This is a genomic window from Thalassospira sp. MCCC 1A01428 (genome assembly GCF_002115825.1).
Lineage (GTDB): Bacteria > Pseudomonadota > Alphaproteobacteria > Rhodospirillales > Thalassospiraceae > Thalassospira.
Genome location: NZ_JFJZ01000040.1, coordinates 21021 through 44686 on the forward strand (window position 1 = coordinate 21021; position 23666 = coordinate 44686).

At 51.6% G+C, this 23666-nt stretch carries 17 protein-coding genes; 5 read left to right on the forward strand and 12 right to left on the reverse strand.

Features of this window, described 5'->3' with window-relative positions; all coding sequences use genetic code 11:
- Positions 1 to 56: 56 nt before the first annotated feature.
- The 7 genes from THS27_RS21055 to THS27_RS21085 all read right to left on the reverse strand — a co-directional run bounded on the left by THS27_RS21055 (position 57) and on the right by THS27_RS21085 (position 11332).
- The gene (locus THS27_RS21055) at positions 57 to 2564 is read right to left on the reverse strand and encodes a tetratricopeptide repeat protein (RefSeq protein WP_246833055.1); all 2508 of its coding nucleotides are present in this window, start codon (positions 2562 to 2564) and stop codon (positions 57 to 59) included.
- A 121-nt stretch (positions 2565 to 2685) separates the two neighbouring features.
- Positions 2686 to 3609 carry a hypothetical protein gene (locus THS27_RS21060; protein WP_085594174.1) on the reverse strand — a complete coding sequence of 308 codons (924 nt, stop codon included), beginning with the start codon at positions 3607 to 3609 and terminating at the stop codon, positions 2686 to 2688.
- Positions 3610 to 3831: 222 nt separating this feature from the next.
- Positions 3832 to 4269, reverse strand: a complete 438-nt coding sequence (locus THS27_RS21065) for a DMT family transporter (RefSeq protein ID WP_085594176.1) — start codon at positions 4267 to 4269, stop codon at positions 3832 to 3834.
- A 48-nt stretch (positions 4270 to 4317) separates the two neighbouring features.
- Complete coding sequence (locus tag THS27_RS21070; RefSeq protein ID WP_210402966.1) at positions 4318 to 5286, reverse strand: alpha/beta fold hydrolase; 969 nt, start codon at positions 5284 to 5286, stop codon at positions 4318 to 4320.
- Between the two features lie 61 nt (positions 5287 to 5347).
- The gene (locus THS27_RS21075; RefSeq protein ID WP_085594178.1) at positions 5348 to 5965 is read right to left on the reverse strand and encodes a TetR/AcrR family transcriptional regulator; all 618 of its coding nucleotides are present in this window, start codon (positions 5963 to 5965) and stop codon (positions 5348 to 5350) included.
- Positions 5966 to 6202: 237 nt separating this feature from the next.
- Positions 6203 to 10066, reverse strand: coding sequence for a CHASE domain-containing protein (locus tag THS27_RS21080; RefSeq protein WP_085594180.1), 3864 nt, complete (start codon positions 10064 to 10066; stop codon positions 6203 to 6205).
- Between the two features lie 183 nt (positions 10067 to 10249).
- Entirely contained in the window at positions 10250 to 11332 is a 1083-nt protein-coding gene (locus THS27_RS21085) for a saccharopine dehydrogenase family protein (RefSeq protein WP_085594207.1), read from the reverse strand.
- Between the two features lie 160 nt (positions 11333 to 11492).
- Here THS27_RS21085 and THS27_RS21090 point away from each other — a divergent pair, with 160 nt between their 5' ends.
- Together THS27_RS21090 and THS27_RS21095 are read left to right on the forward strand one after the other, a co-directional pair.
- A complete protein-coding gene (locus THS27_RS21090) occupies positions 11493 to 11939 on the forward strand; it encodes an Lrp/AsnC family transcriptional regulator (protein ID WP_085594182.1) in 447 nt (148 codons plus the stop codon).
- 78 nt (positions 11940 to 12017) lie between these two features.
- Positions 12018 to 13868: an adenylate/guanylate cyclase domain-containing protein gene (locus THS27_RS21095; RefSeq protein ID WP_085594184.1), complete on the forward strand. Its 1851-nt coding sequence runs from the start codon at positions 12018 to 12020 to the stop codon at positions 13866 to 13868.
- A gap of 194 nt (positions 13869 to 14062) precedes the next feature.
- Here THS27_RS21095 and ykgO read toward each other — a convergent pair whose 3' ends face one another.
- Together ykgO and THS27_RS21105 are read right to left on the reverse strand one after the other, a co-directional pair.
- Positions 14063 to 14188, reverse strand: coding sequence for a type B 50S ribosomal protein L36 (gene ykgO / locus THS27_RS21100; protein ID WP_007090004.1), 126 nt, complete (start codon positions 14186 to 14188; stop codon positions 14063 to 14065).
- A gap of 124 nt (positions 14189 to 14312) precedes the next feature.
- On the reverse strand, positions 14313 to 15356 hold the full coding sequence (locus THS27_RS21105) for a methyltransferase domain-containing protein (RefSeq protein ID WP_246833056.1): 1044 nt from the start codon (positions 15354 to 15356) through the stop codon (positions 14313 to 14315).
- A 408-nt stretch (positions 15357 to 15764) separates the two neighbouring features.
- On the opposite strand from THS27_RS21105, the gene THS27_RS21110 reads away from it, so the two are divergent.
- Positions 15765 to 17108: a DnaJ domain-containing protein gene (locus THS27_RS21110; RefSeq protein ID WP_085594188.1), complete on the forward strand. Its 1344-nt coding sequence runs from the start codon at positions 15765 to 15767 to the stop codon at positions 17106 to 17108.
- Positions 17109 to 17175: 67 nt separating this feature from the next.
- On the opposite strand, the gene THS27_RS21115 is transcribed toward THS27_RS21110, so the two are convergent.
- The 3 genes from THS27_RS21115 to THS27_RS21125 all read right to left on the reverse strand — a co-directional run bounded on the left by THS27_RS21115 (position 17176) and on the right by THS27_RS21125 (position 21527).
- A complete protein-coding gene (locus tag THS27_RS21115; RefSeq protein ID WP_139835687.1) occupies positions 17176 to 18639 on the reverse strand; it encodes an aminoacyl-histidine dipeptidase in 1464 nt (487 codons plus the stop codon).
- A gap of 299 nt (positions 18640 to 18938) precedes the next feature.
- A complete protein-coding gene (locus THS27_RS21120) occupies positions 18939 to 20732 on the reverse strand; it encodes a diguanylate cyclase (RefSeq protein WP_246833057.1) in 1794 nt (597 codons plus the stop codon).
- A 354-nt stretch (positions 20733 to 21086) separates the two neighbouring features.
- Positions 21087 to 21527 carry a DUF3775 domain-containing protein gene (locus THS27_RS21125; RefSeq protein WP_085594209.1) on the reverse strand — a complete coding sequence of 147 codons (441 nt, stop codon included), beginning with the start codon at positions 21525 to 21527 and terminating at the stop codon, positions 21087 to 21089.
- 331 nt (positions 21528 to 21858) lie between these two features.
- Here THS27_RS21125 and THS27_RS21130 point away from each other — a divergent pair, with 331 nt between their 5' ends.
- Both THS27_RS21130 and THS27_RS21135 read left to right on the forward strand, forming a co-directional pair.
- Positions 21859 to 22491, forward strand: coding sequence for an NUDIX domain-containing protein (locus THS27_RS21130; protein WP_085594194.1), 633 nt, complete (start codon positions 21859 to 21861; stop codon positions 22489 to 22491).
- A 131-nt stretch (positions 22492 to 22622) separates the two neighbouring features.
- Complete coding sequence (locus THS27_RS21135) at positions 22623 to 23621, forward strand: cysteine synthase A (RefSeq protein WP_085594196.1); 999 nt, start codon at positions 22623 to 22625, stop codon at positions 23619 to 23621.
- The last annotated feature ends 45 nt before the right edge of the window (positions 23622 to 23666 follow it).

The window sequence follows — 23666 nt, forward strand, 5'->3', positions numbered from 1 at the left end:
CAATTTTGCCCGCTATCAATATCGAACCCGACTTTCAAAACGGCCTGACAAATTGTTCAGGCCGTTTGCTGTTCAAGAAAATCCATATAGGCGACAAAAGATTCCTTTTGCCCAAACAAAACATGCGACCGGGTACGAATGGCTTGCGCAATAACCGACCGGCGGCGTTTATCGGTCGCCAGTGTCAAAGCTGTTTCAACATAATCCGCCGAATTATAGGCAACACAATCAAACACCGAAATTTGCCGGTAACAAGTGTGGCTGCGGCGTGTTCTGGCTTCTTTGCCTGGCAAGGTTACCAACGGCACACCCAGGCCAAGGCAATCAAACCCCAGCATGGCATCGTTCCAGGCCGGACTTTCCAGCACCACATCAACCGCGCCAAGCAATGACAGCATTTCGGCACGGTTTCGCACATTCACAAACCGCATCCGTCCGGCAACATCACCATGATTAACGGCAAACCGCCGCCCCCATGCGGCGTCCCATGTGTCACGTTCCGGCGCAATCAGCAACAATTCGGCGGTTTCATCAAGACGCAAGATCTCGGCAATCAGCGGGTCAAAATCGGCACTTAACACATCAAGTGGCTGCGGGCACAAATAACTGTTGCGATCTTCATCTATCCGCCACTGGCGCTGTAAATCCCGCATTGACTGTTCGGGTACAGACGGACATTCCCCGTTCACAAACAGGCCCGGCAAACGCACCAGCTTTTCGGTATAGCGCCCTTCGCCACCAGCGGCTTCCCAGTCATCGGCGACAAAATGAAAATCCATATTCGATAAACCGGTCGTTGCGGCAATACCACCGCCCGCCACCTGTATCGGTGCCAAACGCCAGCTTGCCAGCAACATGGTATAGGCGTCGGCTTGCGCATCAACATAATGCAGCACATCAAATTCCAGCCCGGCAATTACCCCGGCGGAATGTTTCGGGTCCAGCGGCAGGCGCACCACCAGATCGGCATTAACATCAATGCGCGATGTAATGTCATCCTCGCCCAGCGGCGGGCGCACCACGGTAATGTCAAACCGGTCACGGTCCAGCGCGCTGACAAACCCCGCAATCCAGCGACCAATACCGTTATTGCACATATTGGCTGAAACAATACCCAGCCGCACCTTGCGCCCCTGCGTGGAAACCGCGTCTCGCACCACAGGAATATCGGCATCTGCCGCCAGTTGTTCCCAATAACGGCCCACAGCCATTAATTGCTCATCCCCGTGCGGGCGCAATGCCGCCCGCCAAACCGGCGGAAACCGGGTCAGTGTCATGGGGTCGATACGGCCGGGTGCAGTCTGAGTACCATTTTCTTCGTCCGATAAAATGGCATCTTCAACAATATCGCGAACGACCTCGTCATTTTGCGCATTGATATCAACTGGCACCGGCGAAAACAGCAACCGCCTGGCGGTGCGAAACAGGGTCGCGTCATCGCCATTGCGAATTTTACGGTCAATGGTTTTTTGTAAAACCTCGTGCGCCATCGCGGCGTCCGTCTGTTCGGAAAGTTCAACAGCCAGGCGAAACACGGCATCATCACCGCCGCCAGCCCCAATCGCCGCGCCAAACCGTTCAACTGCTTCATTATGGCGGCCCGAAAGACTTAACCCCTCGCCCATCATCAGCAACAATTCGGGATCATCGGGATAACGACGCACCAGTGGCTCAAGCGAGGCAATGGCCTCGCTGCCCTGGCCTGTCCGCAAATTAAGCAAAGCCAATGTGCGGCGTGCGCCTTCAGCATCGGGGTCCAATGCCAGCACCTGACGCAAACAATGTAACGCCCCGACAAACTGACCCAGACGAAACAGCGCCTCGCCATATGCCGTAAGGGCGGTCTTGTGTCCGGGCGATAGCCGCAAGGCCCGCATCAACGGATCACTGGCAGAAACGGTCCGCCCCTGATCAAGCAGAATTTGCCCTAACAGCACCAGTGCCATCACCATATCCTCGCGGATCGACAACGCATGTCGGCAGGCAGCTTCGGCCCCTTCCAGATCGCCGCTGTCGCGCAGACTGGCAGCATAATTTGCATTAATATCGGCGCTGTCGGGCGCCTGGTTCAGGGCAATCTGGTAATTTTCGCGGGCTTGATCCAAATCGCCAAGATCACGATAGGTATTGGCAAGGTTGCAATACAACGCCGGAGAATCGGGGCATAAGCGAATCGCCCGTTTAAACGCACCGACAGCATCGCGATTTTTACCTGCCGCTTTAAGCGCACGGGCATGGTCATGCTGAATTTCGGCATTGCTGGCATCGGCAATTGCCGCGCGGCCCATGCGTTCGGCAGCAATGTCAAACCGGCCCTGCTTTAATGCAACCAAACCCGCAAGATGCATGGGTTCAACCGCTTGCGGGTAAGCAAGCGTCAGCATGCGGCAGGCATCTTCGGCCTCCGCAAAATGACCGGCCTCGAACAAATCAAGTGCCGAATAAAACATCTCGCCCAGGTCAGACAATGAATTTTCAACCATTCGATCAGAACGCACATTTATATTCATGCGCGAACAATAACGACCAAGCGTTAACAAACCACGCAATTCAGTTGCGAACAATCAAACAGATCATCGATGTCGGGATCAATGATACATTCTGAATTATTTCAAGATGCATTGATCATAGCCGAGCCACCCGCCCGCAAATAATCGACAGAAATAACCCGGCGATATAAGACGATTAATAAAACCGGTTTTTTGCGACAATCCCCTTATCAGCATTTAATATTTTCCAGTCACGTGTGCTGGCATTAACCAGCCCCCCCTGATGAAGGCACCGGGAAAGCAGCCCGTTTTCGCGAATTTTCATCAACCCCGAATTAAGGGTCTGAATAATTTCTTCGGCCCGGGGCGACTGGCGCGATACCATAAAATGTTGCGCATTTGGCATCGCCACTTTCAAGCCCGGCACCGGCAGCAACCTGCCGCCTTCAAATTCGCGCATCATGTCGGAACGTGGTGAAAATTCCAGCAACGTAAAATCAGCCCGGCCCTGTGCAATCAAATGATACATCTGTCCGGTTGTGCTCACCGGGTACAAACTGGCAAGGTTCATTTCCGTCAAAACCATCCAGTCCAGCCGCCAATGCGGGTTACTTACCGCAGTTAACCTGCGAATATCGTCAAGGTCGCGAGCCTTTTGCAAATTTGAATTATCCGGCAGGCCATATATGCCTTTAAACAGTTCGCCAGCCTCAATAAAAGCATCACTTTTCAACACACTGTCATTGCCAGCTATGTTAAAATCCCAGTCGGCTTTAACTGTTGCAACGCCATCTGCTACCATCAGGCGGCTGCGGGCGGAGTTTGGCGAATCAATTCCGACCACATTCACATCCATCCCGCCTGCTTTCAGGGTTTCGCGCAACAAAACATAATTGGTCAGCGAAGTGTTGTTGTAATTTGGCCCGTTGCAACGGTCGCAAAAATCGCTCGATTGCGGGTCATCATAACATTTTTGCACACCGGACAGGTCAATGGACCGCACAGGCATTATCACCGGCGGGTCGGCGTAACCGGCCACGGGCAGGCCAACAACCACAACAAACAGCACCACGGCGACCGCGCGGATCAGGCTGTTATGTAACATGTGCCAAAACTGCATTTGCCGCCCCTGCGCCAGGAACCTGAACAGAACCTTGATGGTTTATATCGGGTTTTGCCCGGCCATCTTCAACATGGCGCTGCCTTTATCCTTATCCGGTGTCAATAATACCAAACAAACAGCTGTCAAATAAGGCAAAATCCTGCGCAGCCCTGCCTGGACAATGACAATGGCAAAATAGCGAAACCACAATCACCTTCCATCAAATGCCGGGCCACACATCTAACGCAGCAAAAATGTTGCCATCAACAACAACCCGGCAGCAAGGCCGCGTTGCCATTCAAACGGCTGTGCATTCATACCCAGCATTCCAAAACTATCGATCACAAGGGCGCATAATACCTGCCCCGACATGATCAGGGCAATCATGCTTGCTGTGCCCAGGCGGGGTGCCACAATGGTGGTCGCCGATAAAACAACACAACCACATAATCCACCGGCCCAGGCCCACCACGGAACATGCCCTGCCCCTGTCATACGCGGCAAACTGCCCAGCGACATAAACCCGGCAAGCGCTAAAATTAAAGTCAACACAAAACCGGAAAACGAGGCCGCCCACAGCGACGACCCCATTAATTTAGCCAACCGCGCATTCATCGCCGCCTGCACAGGCAACATGACACCGGCTGAAAATGCCAATGCGGCATAAAACAGATACATGGGATTTTTCCATCAAGAATGGTGTAAACGCACGGCAGGAAACGAATTTTACCCGCCGCAAATGCGCCAGAATTCGTCGAGATGCGCCACCAGTTCAGCCGGGCATTCTTCGGGCATATAATGTCCAACCCCGGCAAAAACGCCGCCCCGACAATCGATTGCAATTTGATTTAGGGTATTAAACAAAACCGCACCCACACCATATTGTGCACCATAAGCCAATACCGGCATTGTCAGCGGGTCTTGCGCACGCTTACGCGATTGCGCCAGCCCTGCGTGTGAAAATGCCGTTTTGTAATATGCCAATGCGGCGCGCAAGGCCCCTGGCCGGGTGTTTACCCGCACATATTCATCCATTGTCGGACCATCAAAAACATGGCTTTGCACCGATTTGGCCGAAAAAAGCCAGGTCAAAAATGCCCGTTCACGCCCGGTAATTAAAATTTCCGGCAAATCATCCAACCGGTTAAAGGCAAAATGCCAGGTTTTAACGTTTACATCCTCGTCAGGAATGCCTGCTGGCGGCGGAGGTGTTATTCCCGGCAAGGCCCCGTCAAAAACCGCCAGGCTACGCACGACATCAGGGTAATCTGCCGCCAGGGCATAGCCAATCCAGGTGCCAATATCATGGCCAACAACATCAATCGGCCCTTCTGCCAAAACTTCTGTTTGGTGCAAAAATGCATAAATTTCACTGGCAATTGTCGCCATGTCATATCCGGCAACGGGATGGTCTGAATCCCCCATGCCACGCGGGTCAATCGCAATTACCCTGCGTCCCTGCGCAACCAGTGTTTGCATCACAAATCGCCATGCAAACCAGCTTTGCGGCCAACCTGGAATTAACAAAACCGGCGCCCCCATCCCGCCATCAACATAATGCAGGGACACATCCTTTATCAGGGCCGTATGCCGGTCAAAGACCTGCCAAAAACGCGGTGCATCAAAACCAGTTTCGTCACTACCCCAGGCTTTCGTCATTGCATTGCTCTTAAAAACTTCATTCTGTTTTGTCATTTTCATTTCCTGTTACAAAGGTTATTTTGGAAATAAACATTTCCAAAATAACCAAAAAAAATCACACCAGCATTTTTAATGCTTGCGAAATCATCTGTTGCATGGCCGCCAATGAATAGCCGCCCTTGCCAACAACCCGCATTCCCTGGATCAGGCACAGCAACATGGTTGCAGTACTCGCCGGGGCAATATCCTTACGAACAGACCCGTCGTTCTGGCCTTTTATAATCAGGTCAGCAAATCGCTTTTCGTAACTGGAAAGCTGGCCTTCAATACGTCTGGCGATGTTTTCATCATTGCTTGCAAGTTCAACATTACTTGCCACCACCAAACAGCCAAGCTGCCCAACCTTGCCCGATGCCAATTCGGCATAAACCTGTAATATCGCGGCAATTTCGTCATAACCGGTTGCAAACCCGGTTGTTTTTTGCGCCATTTCTTGCTGGCGTAATGCAATATACCGGTTCAATGCCGCCATAAAAATGGCCTGCTTGTCGGGAAAGGCCTTGTACAGGCTGCCTGCCGAAACCTTCATCGCGGCGGCCAGGTCACTAACCGATACCCCGTGAAACCCCTTTTGAGTGAAAACGGCAATGGCCCCGTCAAGGGCAGCGTCAATGTCAAATTCACGCGGGCGACCGCGCTGACCCGCTGTAAGCGATGAGGTTTTATTTGTCATGCACCGTATTTAGGAAACATTTATTTCCAAATCAAGCGTAAAATACAGTACCTTCATTCTTTGCTCTTATGTGATTGAATTTAAAACAAACGGGCATGTCCCCAGACATACCCGTTTGCACCATTACCGTCTGGAAACTCGCCGGATATCAATTCAAATCGCGACGATTCTTTCCTGAAATGCCAATCAAAATCGTAAATGCAGCCATTTGAAAATCCCGGGCAGTATCTTGTCCGCCTAGATTGGCTGGTTTCCGCCCTCTTTGTAAAATCCGGTCAATATCCGCACAACATGCTCAAGGTCAATTGGCTTGCTGATATGGTCGTTCATACCTGCCCCAAGGCAATCGGCCCGATCTGAAAGGGATGCATTTCCTGTCATGGCAATGATGGGCAAGTCAGCCTGTTTTTTAAATTTACGAATAATCCGCGTGGCTTCAAGCCCATCCATAACCGGCATCTGCACATCCATAATCACAACGTCATAGGTCTTATCTATATCCAATGCTTTTTGAACACCTTCCGCCCCGCTATTGGCCAAATCCACCAGCGCCCCTTCACTTCCCAAAAGCTCACTTGCGACAAAACGGTTAATTTCGTTGTCTTCAACCACAAGCAATTTCATCCCCTGCAATCGCTTCATCGGCTCGGGCACTGCCAGCGCTGACGAAGTTTCATCACTATCTGTGCCGGCATATTCAGCCAACACCTGCCCTAACTGCTTATATGAGAAGGGTTTATGCAGGTATTTATACAGCCCCGAAAATTTTTGCAGATCAAATTTGCTATCATCGCGCACCAGCGAAATAACGCCCAAACCATGCTCTGCGCCCTGGTCTATAGCCATTTGCAGCTTTAAAACATCACCATCAGGCAGGCGGAATTCATCGATAACAACCGTGCGCACAGCCCCCATTTCAACAGGTTTTGTCATCTCGTTCTCAAACTCGGCAACAGATGAAATGACAAAAACCTCGTAGCCCATTTTACGGATTAAATCGGCGTAAACAGCACTGCTATGTGCCTGTGATGCAAACAGCATAACCGATACATCTGGCCGTGGTGCCAGCACCGTTGCAACATCCACACCCCCGTCAGATGGCACATCAAACTTCAGTTCGAAAACAAATTTGCTGCCCTGCCCCAAAACACTTTCAACAGTAATTTGACCACCCAGCAACGATACCAGGCGATCACAAATCACCAGCCCCAACCCCGTTCCGCCAAATTCCCGCGATGTGGATGTTTCTGCCTGCGTAAAACCGGTAAACAACCGTGCCAGCTGATCCCGTGAAATGCCAATTCCAGTGTCCTCGACACAAAAACCCAGCATACAACTTTCGCTGTCTTTGGGACCGAGCTGGGAAACGGAAACCCGCACAAATCCGTGTTTCGTAAATTTTAGCACATTTCCTGCAAGGTTAATCAGGATTTGACGAAGCCTTAGACTATCGCCTTTCAAAAGCGGTGAAATACCCGGATCAATGTCAAAAACAATATCGACATCCTTACTTTGATTGGACCCGTATAATATGGCGCCAAGATCATGAAAAAGCTCGATAAGGTCAAACTCGTGAATATCAATTTCCAGCTTGTCAGCCTCGATTTTTGAATAATCAAGAATATCATTCAACAAACCCAGCAAAGCCTTCGCCGCACCGTGCGCCTTGCCCAGAAAGTCGCGCTGCCGGTCGCTAAGCTCGGTTTGCTGGGTAAGCTGTAACATCCCCAGAATGGCATTCATGGGCGTGCGAATTTCGTGGCTCATATTGGCAAGGAAATTAGACTTGGCAACACTGGCCTTGTCTGCATTTTCCTGGGCCTGATGCAACAGGTCTTCCCGGTGTTTCTGGTCGGTAATATCGCGGTTAAAGCCCGTTATCCGTATTGCATTTCCATTCACGTCGCGTTCAACATTGGCACCCGCCTGAATGAACCGTGTATCGCCCGGTGAGGGAATAATGCGAAAAACAACATCGAAATCATCTGTCCCCCCGATCACAGCCTGCAACCTGTCTGTCAGTTCCCCCACTTCATCAGGATGCACTTTGGAACGCCAGTGCTCATAGCCAATGCCCGCTTCCTTTAAGGAAACCGGATAGCCGTAAATCGAATACATCTGATCGTTCCATATGAGCGAATTATCGCCAATCTCCCACGACCATACGCCCATTTCGGCCACATCTGCGGCCATTTGCAACTGGTCCCGGACCGCCTCAAGCTGCCGCCCGAAATTTCGTTGTTCGGTAACATCTGTTGATACACACAAAAATCCCCTACGCACGCCGTTATCATCGCGAATTTCTGAAATAACCGTCGATGCCGTAAATTCACTTCCATCCGCGCGAACCTGGGTCCAGTCCCTGATCGTTGTCGCCCCGTTGCGCGGCTCAAAGAACAAAACATCCCCCGTCTGCACCCCGGCACATGCAATATCGGGCATTTCCTTGGCATATTTTTCCAATTCCGCATCTTTAAAAAATGCCTGTAACGAAACAGACCCGACAACATCATTTTCACGACACCGCAAAAGGTTTTCCGCCCCCGAATTGAAGACCCTGATGATGCCATTTTTGTCCGTCGCAATGATCGAAATTTCAGTCGCCGCGTGCAAAAGACTCAGAAGAAGCGAGTTCACATTTGTTAATTCGGTTGTCCGCAAGGCGATCTCTTTTTCCAGATGAAGGTTCATCTCGCTAATGCGTTTCCGGGCCTCCTTCTGGATCGTAAAGTCGCGCATGGTTTTAGATGAACCGATGACCTTTCCAGTTGGCGAAAGAATGGGCGAAATGGTGACGAACACCTCAATCATCCGCCCGTCCCGGTGCAAACGTTGCGTTTCAAAATTCTCAACGTCATCACCTTGTTCCAGGCGTTCTTTGATCGTTATTTCTTCGTTTCGCAAAAAATCCGGCACCAGAAAATCGGCAAAAATCCTGCCAATGGCATCTTCCTGGCTATAGCCAAACAATCTGGTTGCACCCGGGTTCCAACTGGTAATCACACCATTAAGGTCCTGGCCAATAACAGCATCAAACGAACTTTCAACAATAGATGCCAGTTCAGATCGCTGCTTGGCAATTTCGCGCCTGTTGCGCTGGCTCATCGAAACAACAGCCACAAGAAAGGCCAACGCAATACTGCCAACCGTCCCGCTAATCAGAACAATCTGGGGCGGAAACCGGTTTAAATTATCAATAAATTTTGCCCGGGGTGCCAGATTGACCAACCAGTTTCTGCCAAAAATACTGATATTGCCAATGGTCGCATATTCACGTTCATATGTGCTGGCTTCATCCATATTGGCAAAAAAACGTGCCGGATTTTCCGGGTCGGTAACGTCTGAAAGGGTAACGCTAAATAAATCGTCATTAAGATGAAGATCGGCAAGAACCTCTTCCATCAGCAAAGGGGCATAACTCCAGCCAAAAGTGGCGGCAATTCTTTGTTCCGGGGTTAACACCGGCATGCCGGGCCGATAAATGGGCATCAATATCAAAAATGATTGCTGCGGGTTCCCGGTTGCCTGCACCAGTGTAATTGGCCCGGTTAACTGAACGCGCCCCGTTACCATTGCTTCATAAGCAGCCGTTCGCCGGTTTGTCTCCGAACCAATATCAAGCCCAACCGCCTCTGCATTGCGCTCAACCGGTTCAATATATTGAATAATATAACGTTCTTCGGTATGTGGATTTAATTGGCGAACGGCAAATCCCGGCGCGCCATCCTTTCGTGCCTGTTCAACAAAAACAGCCTCATCTTCGGGAAGGACCCGCCTGATAAAGCCAAATCCACGCGCGCCAGGAAATTCATCGTCCACGTCACGTGTTTTGCTGTAAGCTGCAAATTTCTGGCGTGTGATCCCGTTTTCACCTGCCGTCAGAATCGTTCCACGGGCACCGCGCAACCCGTATTGGTAAAGCGTAATACGCTCTATAATACTGCCCGTCAGCAATTGTGACGTCTCGGCAACGGCCGATACAATATGGTTCCGGTTGCTATCACTTAACTTCCATGTTCCGCCAACTGTCAGCAGCAACCCGGCAAGTAATGTCGCAATTACAATAACGTTCGGCTTGTGCCAATGCAGTTTTGTTTTCATTCGCCCACCCTGATGGCACCAGATACTTCACTACATTGTTAAATTGGCCCTGACCGCTACGCTTTAAAGTCCCGAAACTTTAATTCTGCCGGTTTACCTTGCCGTCATTGCCACAAAGACATGAACGCAAAAACGGGCCTGCACATGACAGGCCCGTTTCCAAATACATATCGCTGGGATTAATCAACCTTCGTGCTGAAAATACCGGCCAAACCGGTTCCCCAGAAAATCATTCAGGGCAACCTGTTCTTGCTGGATATATCCTTTGCCCGGCAGCGTCCCGGTCAGAACCATATCCATTACCGCACACAGACCTGCCGATGTCGTCACCTGAATGGCCGACCAGTCGCGCGGGCCAATTCTGGTGCCATGCACCTTGCGAATAAAGTTTTCCTCACACAGATACCCGTCGCGTTCCCCAACCGCATCGGCAAAGATCACAATGACATCCTGGCTGGTGATCGGCAGGGATTTTTCAAAAATATCTTTCATCAGTTCCGGGCGTTGACCTAATGCCAGATCTTCGATCAGAATTTTCAAAATTTCCTGATGCCCGGGATAACGCACGGTTTTATAGTCCAGGCTGTCGACCTTACCCTCAAGCATGTCACACAGCGCGCCAACACCGCCCGATGTGTTAAACGCTTCATATTCGGTGCCATCAATGGTGAAGCGTTCATAACCTTCCAATGGCAGAACCTCGATACGTTTGCCTTTATGAATGGCTTCACACGGGTTCAGATATTCATTAATCAAGCCATCGGTTGACCATGTGAGGTTATATTTCAAACGGTTGGTCGGGTTTTGCGGCAATGCCCCAACGCGCAAACGCAAGCTGCGTACCTTATCAAACCGCTTGAACAAATCGTGGGCCGCAATCGAAATAAAGCCCGGGGCCAAACCACATTGCGGCACGAAAGCACCATCCGCACCCTTTGAAATTTCCCGAATGGCACGGGTCGTTTCAACATCTTCGGTAACATCAAAATAAGATGCACCAATGTCGCGCGCCACACGGGCAATCGCGACGTTCAAATAAAACGGGCATGTCGACAAAATCGCATCATGGCCGTTTGCAACGTCGCGCAAGGCGGCTTCGTCGGTTACATCAACTTTCACCAGTTTTGCCGCCCCATCCGGTGCGCAAACTTCCAGCATCTGGCCGTTTGCATCGGCAAGCGTCACCGAATAGTCGCCACTTTCATGCAACATAACCGAAACGATACGACCAATTTTGCCCGCACCCAGAACTAAAACTTTTTTCATTGCCATCTCCCGATAGGATTTTGCCGCCTGAAACAGCGATCATGGATCGTTGGGTTTGAATAATTTCAATCTTTGAATGCTCTGCCACTGGACTGCCGGAAACAACCCGGCAATACTGTCAATTCGTAATAATTAACCATCATTTTAATGGGTAAATCCGTTGAAACGTCAGCTTGATGATATCGACCGCCGCCTGATCGCCCGCCTGCAACAGGATGCCCGCCTTCCAACCGCCGCCCTTGCCCGCGATGTTGGACTGTCACGCAGTGCCGTTCAGGAACGGCTGGAGCGATTGCAAAAAAGCCAGATCATTCGTGGATATTCCGTAATTCTGGGGGAAGAAGCCCGCCCTCGCCTGCTGGCCGAGGTAATGATCCAGGTTGAACCGCAAAAATCGGCGGGCGTTGTTGGCGCGTTGCAAAAAATACCCGGCTGCATCCGCTGCCTTGCCATTTCCGGTGAATTTGACCTGATCGCCGAAATTTGTGCCGATACTCCCGAAGAACTCGATCAGATGCTGGACCGGATCGGAACATTAGGCGGGATCAAACGCACATCAAGTTCAATTATACTATCAACCAAGTTTGATCGCCGCCAATCACCTTAAACCATTCCCATTGGTCGCCAAACACAATAGAATTAAGCAATAATTTCCCGCTTTCGATCATGCCAGGGCTATTGATACGTGAACATAAAACGCCGTTTTTCTGTCCTGACCGTTCTTTTGACAAGTTTTCTGGCAACAAGTATTGGCGGGGTCGGACTTGCACTGTATCTGGGCCTTGGTGCTGCCTATGAAAATACCCGCAATTTATGGGTTCTGGTCGCCGATAACGAACTGGTTTCGTTGCAGCGCGCGATGGGCGAACGCATGGACAATGTTGGCGCGCGCGCCAACTGGGTGGCATCGCAGGTGACGCAGGGGCGCCTTGACCCGGACTTTGATCTGGGATGGGACAACACCATGCGTGCGCTGGCAGCCGATGAAATGAATGTCATGGCCTATGGTCTGGTCAACGGGGATCGCGAATTTACGGGCTATAACCCGCGCGACATGACCGAAATTCACCATATCCTGCCCGTTGACGACATGTTGATATCGGAAATATCGCAATTGCGCGGCCCAACCAATAACAGAACCAGTTTCCCCCGCTGGGACCCGTATTTCAAACAGCCGGTTATTGTCGACTGGGTGCCATTATTTCGCGACGGGCATTATCTGGGTGTTTTTGTTCAATATCTGTCGTTATCGAACCTGTCGCACAGTTTGGTACGCGGGCGCGAAAACGCGCCGGGTGTGCCTTTTATCATTATCGCCGGTAACCGCGTTCTGGCCCACCCAATGTTACAAAGCTGGGGTGATCACGTTGCCAGTGCGCTGTCTGATGGTGCTGATCAGATCGAACGCAGCCCTGTTCCCCTGCCCCGCACGGTCGATATTGGCGACCCGGTTCTGGCAGGCCTGGGCCAATCGGAAAAACTGGATTACCCTGCCTATAACAAGGGAACAACCACCAGCAACGTTCAACTTTCCGGGTTAAATATCGGCGGGACATATTCCGTTATCGTAACCAAGCAACTTGATAATACGCCGTTTTCTCCGCTGATATTGGGCATTCACTTTGAAGAAAGCCTGTTTGATGCCGAATTTGACAGGCTGGTTCTGACAGCCATTCTGGGCGGGATTGTCCTGCTGCTTTCGATTGTACTTGCCGTGTTTATGTCGCGGCACTTTACCCGGCCCATTCGCCGGTTCGCAACCGCCGCCCGCAGCCTGGAAGCAGGCCACCTTGATATGACCCCCATATTAACCGGTAGCCGCATTCGCGAATATGACGACGCAGCGCGATCATTTAACCATATGATTATTGCCCTGCGTGACCGTGACCGCATCAGCAGCCTGTTTGGCAAGTTCCTGCCGCCTTCAATTGCCCGTGATTTGCTGGCATCCGAAACTGATTCGGGCGTATTACCGCCCCAACAACGTGACGCCACCGTTCTGTTTGTTGATATTGTCGGTTTTACCACCATGTGCGAACAACTTGACCCCGCCCGGATTGTCGCCATGCTGAATGCCTATTTTGACACCGTCACCAACATCATCGAGGAACATGGCGGCATCATTACCCAGTTTCAGGGGGACGCTGTGCTGGCGGTTTATAATGCCTTTGACGAATTAAACGACCATGCCGACGCAGCCCTCGATACCGCCATTAAAATACAGCAGGCCGTTCAGGACCGCCTGTTTGACGGGCAGGAAATAACCTGTCGCTGTGGTATAAATACCGGTCGCATGATTGCAGGCAATGTCGGCGCCACTGATCGGCTTTCCTTTACCGTTCACGGCGATGCGGTGAACAGCGCATCCAGGCTGGAGGCCGAAAACAAACGTTTTGGCACCAAAATCCTGCTTGCAGACAGCACACGCAACCAGCTGTCCAACCCTGATCGCGTCATTGTCGCCGGGGATATCCTGTTGCGTGGCCGGAGCCAGACAACCGCCGTTTACACTGTCGCCAGCGACACCCGGTCATAGCCATTCATTGGCGTAGCAATACCTTGATGCCCTGCCCCGCCTTGTGAAGCGTGATTAAGACCAACAGGTAGCCCGACCATATTTATCAGGTCCACGACCGCAACACCGACGCGCAAAAATCTGCAAAAAACAAAACGCCACCATCACAAGGATGGTGGCGTTTTGTAAAACCTGGTTTTAAGTCCGTAAGGGAATTAACCCTGACGTGCTTTAAAACGCGGATTCTTTTTATTGATGACATATACGCGGCCACGGCGGCGCACGATACGGCAGCCTTTTTCCCGCAGCTTCGCGGATTTCAATGAGTTCCGGATCTTCATAACAGTAAACCTTAGAAACTTTGGCCCTATTGGGAGCCGGGAAAATAGAAGGCACCCCAGTCCCTGTCAACACTTAAAACGCAATAATTTTGCCTCAAGTTATTAAACAGGCGGTGTCAGTGCGTTAGTCGTGCGTTGCGTAGAACCGATAATAGGCCAGTTCACCATTTTCAAGCATTTTTACCCGTCTCATCCACATTTCCATGTCATCTTCCAAAAAAGCGGCAAAATCGGGGTCCAAACCGCTCTTTTGCAGCTCGGCAAGCAGAATCATCCAGGCACTTTTGATCTGCTGGACATGCAATTCGGTTTCATCCTTGGCAATGCGAATATCAAATCGCAGCTTTCCCAGCACATCTTTGTATCGATCCGCCGTCCATGGATGCGGTTTTTCGTCCTCTTTTTCAACCCAACTGCGATAATTGGCCGAAGACTCGTCGGCTTTTGCTGTCACCACATAATCGGTAATCAGCAATTGTCCCTGTTCACGTAGCGATTCGGTCAGTTTCAACAAAAAGGTATCTTTTTTATCGATGACGAACATTTCACCGAACGAATAGACCACGTTAAAATATTTCGACCGAAATTCAGGTGCCAGCGGGTCATATTGCTGAACCGGCACTTTTTTCTGGCTTCCCGTTGCAACAGACCGCTCCATCCCCAGCAGGGCCAGTTCACCGTCCTGTTCCAGCGCGGTTACCCACACCCCGAACTTATCGGCCAGCACACGTGCCGTACCACCAATGCGCGCCCCGATCTCAAGGCAGCTCATGGTTTCGTCCAATGCCAGCGGCTTTGCCAGTTCCAGGGCATATTCATGCCCGCCGGGTTTCATGATGCCGCGATCAAACAATTTGCCATACAGCTTTAATCGTTCCGGTGGCCAGCGGCCCACTTCTTCTTCTAGGTCAAGCTCACCGGGTTCTTCTTCCACCGGACGAGCGGCCAATACCAGCATTCGTTGCAACCAGCGCCGGTAATCAGCCAGTTGCTGTTCCATCAGGTAATATTCCGCCGGGTCGTCATAGCCTTCCCAGCGCGCCCGAAGCCGTTTACGAAAAGGCACCTTAATTGCTTCCGTCGCGCCAAACGGGTCATCCGGTGAGATATTTTCATCCATATAGAGATTGGCATCCGATGATTTTCGTTGCCAGAACTTAAATTTCAATGGCACCGCCCGCTACACTATGCTGTTCAACATTCATGCGGGCCATCATCAATGATCGCCCCGGCAAGGTAAAGAGTGAAAGCACAACACATCACAAGCAACACGCACTATATCGCCCCCACACCTGACACACGCACCATGGGCCGTCTCATTAGCGATCATCGCAATATAACGCCTGGCGATGGCACAAAACCGGCCCACACCACGCAATCGGGCCGCAATTGGCCCCGGCGTCGGTTAACTATTGTGCCAATGCCTTTGCTTTCTCAATAAAACACAAACAATTGTAGCGCCAAACGCCCTAATATTTCACAATATGCGTGCCAGCAATGGCAGCGTTGCCTGATAGACGGCGTTCTTGCGGGATACTCCGCTGGCCTGACTGATCCAAGAGACAATAAAAACCGCATGAGCCACGACCCCCTCATTCCCTATTACCGCCAACTGGGCCTTAAACCCGGTGCGAGTGAAAAAGAAATCAAACTGGCCTATCGCAAACTGGCGTTTGAATTTCATCCTGACCGGAATTCCGACGCCGATGCGGAAGAACGGTTCAAGGACGTCACCGAGGCTTATGAAATTCTGGCGGGGATCCGGCGTCGCCCGCCCACGGGCCCGTCTGGCGGCGCACGCGGCAACACAACAGCATCGGGCAAAAGCAATCCCTCCGGCGGCCCTGCACAGGGTGCAGAACGCCCCCATACCACCAAACAGGGTTTTGCCGGGTCCGGCCGCAAACAGCAAAACAACCGGGAAGAAGATCGCTATGCCGAGGCAAGCTCGGCCTATCAGCGCCATCAGGCTAAAACCGGCCAGCGCGACCCAAAAGTAAACCCCGGCGCACGCCGCCATCATAAATCGGCAAACCGAAATGGCGATACCAGCGGGTTTGCCCGGTGCGCCATTACCGATGTGATTTCAGCCCAGCCACGCCATATTGAATTTACAATCATTCACGGGTTTTTAAATTCCATCCGCCGAGAAACCATCAGCGCGGTTTTATCGCCGAAAGGTGCGCGCCGCATGGCTCTGCGCGCCAGCCTGCGTACATGGCTAAGCGGGTTTTGGGGCTGGCGCAGTTTTTTCCCCGCCTGGCGGGCCATTATTGCCAATATGCGGGGGGGAAACTTCCCTGCCGAAGCCAACGCACAACTTCTTTACAATCAGGCCACTGCATTTGAACGCACTGGCAATAAGCCACTGGCCCGTGCTGTTTTAATGCAGGCATCTGATTTTATTGGCAATAACAGGTCTGCACTGGCCGAACAGATACGCGCAAATTTACGCCGCCTTGATACCGGCCAACCGGCACGACGCGTACGCGATGAATGGAAACGCGTGGCCATGTTCGATGCCCTGATGCATCTGGGACCGGTATTTGTCGTTATTTTTGTCCTGCTGCTGGCCTTTGGACCGGCACATACGTATTTTAGCACCGAATTTCCCGGGCAGGTTCGCAACACAATCGAAACTGTCCGCAACAAGGTCGAAAACCTGATCTCCCCCAAAACCGATCCTTATTATGTCGATCAGCAATTTCTTAATTTGCGTACCGGAGCAGGTATTAAATTTCCGGTCATGCGACGGCTTTCACGCTTTGAAACCGTATTTCTTATTGGTGAAAACGAAAACTTCTGGATCCGGGTTGAAACAGAACTGGGTGAAGACGGCTATGTAAATGCCGACGCCCTGGTCCCCGGAGATGGCAGTGCGGCACGCGACGAATGGTGCAAACAAAATAAATGCGACTGACCCAACAGCCAGTCGCATTTAAAGAAAATCCTGAAACACCAATAACGCATATCGGCGTTAGACGATATTACACAGCCTTTGCCGGAATGGCCTTCAAGGCCGCCTGCAAATAATCCCAGAACCGGGCTACAGCCGGGATATGGGCACATTCATCGGGGCTGTGTGCGCGTTTGATGGTTGGTCCAAACGATATCATATCCCAGTTCGGATATTTCGATCCCAGAACACCACATTCCAGCCCGGCATGGATCACTTTTACCTCGGCATCCCTGCCAAACAGGTCGCGATGTACAGCCTGCATCATATCAAGCACTTCGCTGTCCATATTGGGTTTCCAGCCAGGATAGGCATCACCCCAGGTCACAGTTGCACCGATATTTTCAAAAACAGCCGTGGCAACATCGCGCGTTGCATCGCGCGCACTGGAAATGGAACTGCGTGCCGAAAGGGTTACTTTAGCCTGCCCGTCGGCCACCGACACAATCGCCAGATTGATCGATGTTTCAACAACGCCGGGAACGCTGGTGCTCATGGCTTGCACACCATTGGGGCTGCCCAGAATGGCATTGTTAAAGGTAATGCTATCAGCCGGGGTCATGGCACTTTCCGGCAAATCCACATGCGATGCGGCAATTGCGAAATTGGGCTCAAGATCGGCATATTCACCAGTCACGTCATCCTGAAATGCGGCCAGCGCGCTGTCAAAGGCACCTGCATTTTCCGCCGGTAAAACGATGGTGGCAAAGGATTCACGCGGAATGGCATTGCGTGCCGTACCTGCCTCGATCGACACGATCCGCGCATCCAGATCGCGCAATAACGGGCGCAAGAAACGCGCCATCAATTTATTGGCATTGCCCAGGCCCAAAATAATATCAATGCCCGAATGCCCGCCTTTAAGACCGGTCAGCGCAATTTTACGTGCGATCAGGTCATTGGCAACCGTATCGGCACTATATTGCCAGCGCGCCACCAGGTCGCCGCCACCAGCACAGCCGACATACAATTCATATTCATCTTCGGTATCAAGGTTTAACAGAATTTCGCCCTGCAAACGGCCCGGCTCCAGGTTCATCGCGCCGGTCAGGCCACGTTCCTCGTCCACCGTAAACAACAATTCCAGCGGGCCGTGCTCGACCGATTTATCGCACAGAACACCCAGCATTGCCGCAGCACCGATACCATTATCCGCGCCCAGTGTGGTGTTGTCCGCCGTAACCCATTCACCATCAACATAGGCGTTGATCGGGTCAGTATCAAAATTGTGGCTTGATCCGCTATTGGCCTGGGTCACCATATCAACATGGGATTGCAGAACCACCATTTTACGGTCTTCGTATCCCGGCGTTGCTGCAACATTCACCACCAGGTTACTACCGCTATCGCGATAATGGCTGCAACCATTGTCATCAGCCAGTTTTTCAATCATCTGCAACACCGCTTCTTCCTTGGTGGAAGGCCGCGGGATGTCGCACAGTTTTTGAAAGTTGGCCCAAATTGCAGTTGGTTCTATTTGGCTGATATTGCCCACGGTGGCGCTCTCCTGTCTGGATCGAAACATACAGGCCCAAAGAACATATCAACATCCAGCACACAAACATTCCTGCGCAATGATCAACACGATCCATCTTCCATCCAGCATTGTGAATGGAAAAAATTGGGGCAGCGCAGTGTATCCGGCCTGAAAACTGTTCTTAAAACCCGACAGCCTCCTAATTATCGCATATCCGAACCAATTTCCACCACCGCGTCAGGGATTTCCCGCAGATATCGGGTTAAGCGGGGCAAAACGGCAAGGTCAACGGTGCTGATCGGCATGGCACGAATGGCCTATTTTTCGCCCGGTTCCAAATCAGTCCCGGCTTTTCCTTCACCATTGGATCGTGGCACCTCATCGGGCATGATCATGGCTGCCGGCAGGGTCGGATCTGCATAGATAATCTGATTACGGCCATTTTGTTTCGCCTGATACAGGGCACGATCCCCCACCAGAAGGGCCGTTGGCAAATCGATTTCACTATCGCCAATATCGCCACCAATGGTCACCCCGATGCTGACGGTTACCGAAACGGCGTCGGCATTGCCCTCGTCATCCGGCAGGCGGATACTCCCAATCAGATTTGCCAGCTTTCGGGCAATTCCTGTTGTGACTTCGGCTGTGGCCGATGGCAATAACACAGCGAATTCCTCGCCACCCAAACGAACCACAAGGTCGTCCTCGCGCAAGGCACGCCGCAGCACTGCGGCAACTTCCTGCAACACCCGGTCGCCGCAAGTATGACCAAAACGGTCATTGATCTGCTTGAAATAATCCAGGTCCAGCATGGCAATGCCATATTGCCAGGCCTTGTTCCGCAACCGGCGAATATCCTGAAGGCGGCTAACGGCCCCTTCAAATCCACGCCGGTTCAAAACCTCGGTCAAAGGATCGGTCGATGCCAAAACCGCAAGCTGCTTTTCAACTTCCTTGTGATCGGTCACATCCAGGGCAGAAACCATCATGCCCCCGCCCTGCAACCGGTTGGTCCGAATGTCGGCCAGGCGCCCGGACGGTGTCATCACCCCATTACGATCGGCATGGTCATGCCCGGCACGTGTCATTTCGCGGTAAATGGCGCGCAACCCCGATACATCAAATTCTGGGGTCGCTGCGGGGTAAACCGCCGGATTTTGCGCAAATAACCGCGAAAACTCGCGGTTAAAATGCAAAACATGCAATTCCTCGTCAAACATTGCAACGGCGGTAGGCACCATACGAATGACTTCGGCCACCGCATTTTCAAGACTGTTTTTATTGCGCATTAACATGCCTGTCATACGCACTTCCTCGCGCACATCATGGGCTGTCGTCAAAACGGCAGGCTTGCCATCATGCCACAAAATACGTTCATCGGTCAGGTCGCACCAAACTTCGCGCCCGTCATCAAAATAACTACATTCCCGGCGCCGATCCCCGGCAACAACACCTTGCAAAACCTTCTGGCTATAAGCCGCACTTTGTTCACGCATGGACACATCAACAAACCGCGAAAGATCGGGGTTTGTCATAAAATCGCTTGCATTTTTGGCCCCGGTCAGCCGGGCGAATGCGTCATTTACATACAGGGCGGTCATGTCACGATGAACGGTTACACCGATAAATGACCGACCCAGCATATGATCAACCTGCATTGCGGTTGTGCCATTTTCGATCACTTGTGCCGTCGTCAACAACGCACGGCCATCTTCCCATTCAATGGTTTCGTCACTTATTTCCAGCCACACCGGAGAACCGTCACGGCGAATGTTATATACCTTTTTCCAGCCATGAAAGCCGACCGTCGCGATAAAACGATCATAAAGTTTCTGGGCTTCGCGATGAAAGGCTGGTGGAATATACTGCGCAATATCAGTATCTTGCATAAAATCGCCAGCATCCTTGCAGCCCATCATGCGCGCATAGGCATCATTGGCAAAAATTGCCTGCAAGCCCCGGTGAATAACGACACCTACAGCTGATTGCCCATAGAGACCTTCGATCTCTTTTTGCTCAAAGCGCGCCAACCCGTTCCCCTGACCGTGCCAGCCACCATGCCAAACGGCTTCATCCGTCAACAGGCAGCACACAACATTTTCTATCGTCAACTATAACCATTGGTTGATGCTTATTATATTCATTAAATATGAAGAAGCCGTAACGCACCAACACAATCATTTGTCCAACCCCGCACCCCAAACATCGGGCACCAACGAAACCGTGCATATTGTATAGCTCCGGTACAGATACAGGAAAGACAAGATATGTCCAAAAAACAATAAATTATATGGCACGTCAAAAGCGGTCCATTCTACAGACCTATTCTTTCGAATATAATTCCATAGCAGCCTCGCCAAATGTACAGGCGCAAAACCGGGAACCGGGGGCCCATGCAACCATATCACTGGAAATCGGACACCCGATTCAACTTCTAATGCAAATCACGCAGAAACAACCCTGGGTTAACTTCCTAACATTTCAATCTCGCTAAGTGAAATGTCAAAGGCCGCCAGGCCTTCTTCGATGTAATCACCCAGCAAAGGAATTCCGGTTAAATATTCAGCGGTGTGGTTGGTATGGCCATCTTCGGCTTCGCTCAGCGCTTCCTGCCACTGGTCGGCATCAAAACTGCCTCGCCCGATCCAGACCAGAGCAACAAGATGGCATTGCTCGTCCCAATTCAAATCATTAATCGCGTCAACCAGTTCGCTGTGGGTCGCATCGTCGCCATAGGCTTCCAAAACCTCACGAAACTGGTCGTCTGAGCCGTTTGATCCATAATCAGGCTCAACAACGTCTTCCTGCACATCAAAGGCACGCGCCTTTAACAGGATAAAGGCAACCTTTTCCAGATCAATCGCTGGAAAATCCTCTGCTTCTGCATCATCGAGAACGTCCGACATAAAATTCTCCATTTGCCAACAAAAAATCACGCCATAACGCATCGGCACACGGCCAAAGCCGGGCCGGGAAACCAATATTTTATGTACATTTACCCGGCCCTGTCGGGGCAACACACATCATCGCCCGCGTCGCGCCATGATCCTGCCAATAGTTATGGTAACCATCTGTGCCCTGTAACAACGACAATCAGCACTTGTTCCCAAAACAGCACAGGCAATACCACAACAAGGACTGGCAACCACCCGCATCGCAAAACAACCCGGGATACTGGAAGCATCGGGCCAGCTACGATAAGGTCACAATTATACCGCGCACAACCGGAGAAAAAAATTGGATTATCGTGATGTCGACATCATCAATCACCAGCGGGGCTGGGATGGATATTTCAAACTTGACGTTTATGAACTGCGCCACAAACAATTTAACGGCGACCAAAGCCAGATTATAAGGCGCGAAGTGTTAGAGCGCGACCACGCGGTTGCCGTCCTGCCCTACGACCCGGTGCGTGACGAAGTAGTTTTAATCGAACAATTTCGCCCGGCCACCCTGAGCGTCCATAAAAACACCCCAGAAATGCCCGCCTGGCTAACCGAAATTGTCGCCGGCATTGTCGAACCCGGCGAAACCCTGCAAGACGTGGCCCGCCGCGAAACCATCGAAGAATCCGGCTGTTCGATCATCGGGGATCTCGAAATCATCATTCCGCGCTATTATGCATCGCCGGGGTGCAGCAGCGAAACAGTGCAAATATTCTACGGGCAGGTTGACAGCGAAAAGGCCGGCGGCCTGCATGGCCTTGACGAAGAAGGCGAAGATATTCGCGTTTTTACCAAATCATCCGACGAATGTTTTGCCATGTTACGCGACGGTATTTTCTGTAATGCCCCTACCATCATGGCCATACAATGGCTGACGTTAAACCGTGACCGGTTACGCCACGCCGCCAGAACATCAATTAAATAACACAAATTTTGTGCGTATATTTTATTTGACACAAAATTTACGTGGTAATTTTAAAACTGACTTGACTTTTGTGTATAAAAGGACCAATCAACAGGCATATATTTTGTAATCTGATAATTCTGGAGTCTGTCATGGACATTCGCAATGGCACCATCGAGGCCATTGGCCGCACCCCGCTCATCCGCCTGAAAAAGGTATCGGAACTGACGGGCTGCACCATTTTGGGCAAGGCGGAATACACCAACCCCGGCGGGTCGGTGAAGGACCGTGCCGCCCTTGCCATTATTCGCGATGCCGAAAAACGCGGCCTGCTACAGCCTGGCGGCGTCATCGTCGAAGGCACGGCCGGCAATACCGGCATTGGCCTGGCAACGGTTGGCAATGCGCTGGGCTATCGCACGGTTATTGTCATTCCCGAAACCCAAAGCCAGGAAAAGAAAGACCTGCTGCGTCTGTTAGGGGCCGATCTTCGCGAAGTTCCGGCTGTGCCGTACCGCGACGAAAACAACTATGTCCATGTGTCGCGCCGCCTGGCCGAAGAATTGGCAAAAACCGAACAAAATGGCGCGATTTGGGCCAACCAGTTTGACAATGTCGCCAACCGTCAGGGCCATTTTGACACCACCGGCCCGGAAATCTGGGAACAAACCGACGGCAAAGTTGATGGCTTCATTGCTGCCGTTGGCACCGGTGGCACCCTTGCTGGCACGGCCATGGCGCTGCACGAACGCAACAAAAACATTCAAATCGGCCTTGCCGACCCGATGGGTGCCGCCCTGTTTAGCCATTACAAACATGGCGAGTTGAAATCCGAAGGTGGATCAATTTCGGAAGGGATTGGCCAGGGACGCATTACCGCCAATCTCGAAGGACTCGACATTGACCACCCCTTCCAGATCACCGACGCCGAAATGTTGCCAATCGTGTTTGATCTTTTAAAAGAAGAAGGCCTGTGCATGGGCGGCTCGACTGGCATCAACATTGCCGGTGCCGTCAAGCTCGCCCGCGAACTGGGGCCGGGCCACACCATCGTCACCATCCTGTGTGACCTCGGCACACGCTATCAAAGCAAGCTGTGGAACCCGACCTTCCTTAAGGAAAAAGGCCTGCCCTCGCCTGATTGGCTGTAATCAGCCGCCTTGCCCAAACAAACAAAATGCCCCCGGCAGACAAAC